This window comes from Photobacterium sp. OFAV2-7 (assembly GCF_022347985.1).
GTDB lineage: Bacteria > Pseudomonadota > Gammaproteobacteria > Enterobacterales > Vibrionaceae > Photobacterium.
On the sequence record NZ_JAKRFQ010000570.1, the window covers coordinates 1 to 3,386 of the forward strand.

The 3,386-nt window shown below is 54.4% G+C and carries 2 protein-coding genes and 1 pseudogene; all 3 read left to right on the forward strand.

What is annotated here, in order from left to right; all coding sequences use genetic code 11:
* A pseudogene (locus MHN01_RS21020) lies at positions 1-750 on the forward strand (hypothetical protein); the annotation flags it as partial.
* Positions 747-2,129: a hypothetical protein gene (locus MHN01_RS21025; RefSeq protein WP_239413231.1), complete on the forward strand. Its 1,383-nt coding sequence runs from the start codon at positions 747-749 to the stop codon at positions 2,127-2,129. The pseudogene MHN01_RS21020 and the gene MHN01_RS21025, both read left to right, overlap by 4 nt.
* Positions 2,130-2,134: 5 nt before the next feature.
* On the forward strand, positions 2,135-3,223 hold the full coding sequence (locus MHN01_RS21030; protein WP_239413233.1) for a hypothetical protein: 1,089 nt from the start codon (positions 2,135-2,137) through the stop codon (positions 3,221-3,223).
* The last annotated feature ends 163 nt before the right edge of the window (positions 3,224-3,386 follow it).

A 3,386-nucleotide genomic window follows, 5' to 3' on the forward strand; every position in this document is an offset into this window, starting at 1 on the left:
GAACCGGCAGCGCCGGAACCCTACGCGGTTTACAAAAAGCGGGGCATGTTGTCTTTCGGTTATGACCACACAGGCCATGGTGAAAACCCAGAGTCCTCCCGTTCTTCCCTGGTAGTAGAAGAGCAAATAGGTAACTTCTCCGTCGTTATCTTCTGCAAAACATGGCACCTGGGCACGGATGAAGGCGTGATAAGGCGAGATCTTGTCGGCTTCTGGCGTTACTTCCGCCCTGACTACGCTATAGGAGATGCTTTCGGTATTGGCCTGATCACCCAGGTTAATGATGACTTGTTTGCCGAGGGATTAACCCAGATAGACCGCCGTGCTGTTGGAAATGGTGAAAGTACGGCTTCCACCTGGCCGGAATGGGCCTTCTCGCCGCTACGGTTCGAAGGCTATGCCAAGCACCAGATGGCGCAATCCCTGCGTAGTGCCTATCACAACAAACAGATGGTGTTGCCGTACGTCGAAGATCGGGAAGACGATCCAGACGTTCAGGATTTCATGAACCTCCCACGCCAGCTAAAGAACATCAAACCCACTCCGGTAAAAGCCGGAAGCTACAGCAGCTATACGATGCTCAAACCGGCTATCGGTGATGACCTCTTTGATGCCCATATGGCCTCGCACTGGGCGCTGGTCACCCAAGGTGCCGCACCGGTCCCAAGCATCATCACCATCAATCACAAAACCCGAGACCAGCTATTGGGCAGCCCTAGCAGCCTGAACATACTAAGGAACCTATCATGAGCATGCTATCTCGCATTTGGGCTGCCGTCAGAAACAAGCCGTTTGCTTCCGCGCCCAACACAGCAGGCAACCAAAGCGGACAACAGAACTCAGACAAGGGCCATATCGCCGACCCGGAACGCTCGGTGCAGTACCTGTATGACATGATGCAGTGTGACCCCAACTTGCGGGCAGCCATTGTTACCCTGCGTCATATGGACAAAATTGATCCCCGGGTAAAGAAAATCCATCGCCGGATTGCCCGAGATGCCACCAAAGGCGGCTTGAAGCTCCATTGGGTAGGAAAGGAAAGCCAGCGCGTGAACAAGCTCTGGCTGCAGTTTGTTACCCGCCTGCAGCTGACTAACAGAGCCAAGCTGATGAGTGATGCCGGAGGCCTGGCCAAAGAGGGCAACTTGCCGCTTCAGTGGGTAGTGAACGAGGCCATGCAAGTCACCAACGCGATACGTATGCCGACGGAAACCATTATTCCCATCGTCGACCAGACAGGGCGATTCAGAAACCCGAAGAAGGCCTTTCGCCAGATAGACCCGATTACCTGGCAAGAGCTTTGTACTTTCCCTTTGTGGCAGCTGACCGTTAGCCGGTTGGATCCGGATAACTTCGATGACATGGGCTGCATGGGGCGGCCTTACCTCGATGCCAACCGGACTATCTGGCAGAAGCTGATCATGACCGAAGAGGATTTAGTGATCCGCCGCCGAACCCGGGCACCGCAAAAGCTGGCTCACTCCCTTGATGGCGCCGACAAGGCCGCGCTCGATGAATACCGCGAGCGGGTAGAAGTAGAAAGCGGGGACATCGCAACAGACTTCTACGGCAACAAGCTGTCGGTCACGGCGGTAAGCGGTGATGCCAACATGGACCAGATAGCCGATATCAGCCTGCTGATAGATGCCTTCTTCTCTGGTGCTCCGGCACCGAAAGGTCTGTTTGGCTATGTCGATGGGATGGCGCGAGACATATTGGAAGACCTCAAGCGTGATTACTACGAAGAAATCGACGCCCTGCAGGATGCGTTGGCCTATGCCTATCAGGATGGCTTCAAGCTGCAGTTGCTGTTGGCTGGCCTGAATCCGGATTCCTTCAATTTTCAGGTTCAGTTCGCCGAGCGGATGACAGATACCAAGAACCAGCGTGCAGACCTGGCATTGAAATATCAGGCGTTGGGTATGCCGCGTAAGTTGGCTTGGGAAGCCGCCGGGGTAGACGTACAACGGGCAGAGAGCATGCGGGAGGAAGAAGCCAACAGCCGAGACCCGTATCCCGACCCATATCTGCCGAATACTGCTCAGCCTTCACAAAATAAGCCCAATGTCAGCATTACCCCCGGCAATCAGCCGAAGGGAGAAAGCGCGACGGCTATCAGTAACGGGTGATTGAGATGGCAGACAACACCCGCACTCAGGTAAAAGCCACTATCCGCCGCGCGATGAAAGCGGCGGAAAAGGCTACCAACGAACTTGATGCCGCTGGAATGGAGGCGTTAGGCCAGCTTTACCAGTCGGTGCTGGCAGAGATTCAGTTCCAGATCACCAATGCCGCCGATGAGCTTGGTGAGGTTCGTCTTTCCCGGCTCAACAGCCTTACCGCTGAAATTGAAAGCTTGTTGCAGCAGCTGGCACAAACGCAGGCCTCGTTGATAGATGGTTATGTCGTTCAGGCGGCGCAGAACGGCGGCGCGTCGTTTAGTACCAGCGTTTCAGCTGCAGCGGTCAGCAAGGCAATTGATGAGGCTGTGTTGGCCGTCAGAACCTTTACCCATAATGATGGCCTGCAGCTTAGCGACAGGCTGTGGCGAATAGACCGCCATGCAAGGGAAGTTGTTACTCAGGCTGTAGAGAGAGCGGTGATCATGGGACAGTCGGCCAGCGAGGCTGCGCAAGATTTCATGCACCGTTCCCAACCGGTACCAACGGATATCGCCAACAATGCCAAGCTGGCGAATGCCGCGAGTATTAACCGCACCTTGGCGAATTCGCTGATGGTTGATGAAGGGGCGCCATACTGGCAAATCAAGCGGGTGATGCGGACCGAAATCAACAGGGCGCATGGTATGGCCTTCCAGAATGCGGCCTTTGAAGATGAGTTTGTCGCCGGCACACAGTTCAAGCTAAGCCCCAACCATCCCAAGCCGGACATCTGCGACATGCATGCCAGGGCCAACCTCCACGGGCTGGGCAAGGGCGTGTACCCGAAAGGCAAAAGTCCATGGCCAGCACACCCGAACACCCTGAGCTATGAGCAAGTCGTGTTTGTCGATGAGATAACAGAAGAAGACAGAGCCAACCAGACCGACCGAATAAGCTGGCTGAAAGGCCAGAGCCAGCAAGCAAAGAAAGCCGTACTGGGGCACGATAAGAAAGTAGCAGCTCTGGATAAGGGCTACCTGAAGGAATCTATGATTGCCACGCCCTGGAAGCACCTGGAACCAGTATTGAAGCGTAAGGGCATAAACACTCAAACCCTATGAATCTCCCTCTGAAATGACGAAATATTGGGCAACTATGCCCATGTAACCTTAGATATAATAACTACGTCAGTGAGAAGCCCAGAAGGTGACCAAGCCGGGCAAGCTAGGAGCTCTAACAATGAATACCGCAGAGAAAATGCCTGTATACAAGGCAGCAAGCAGA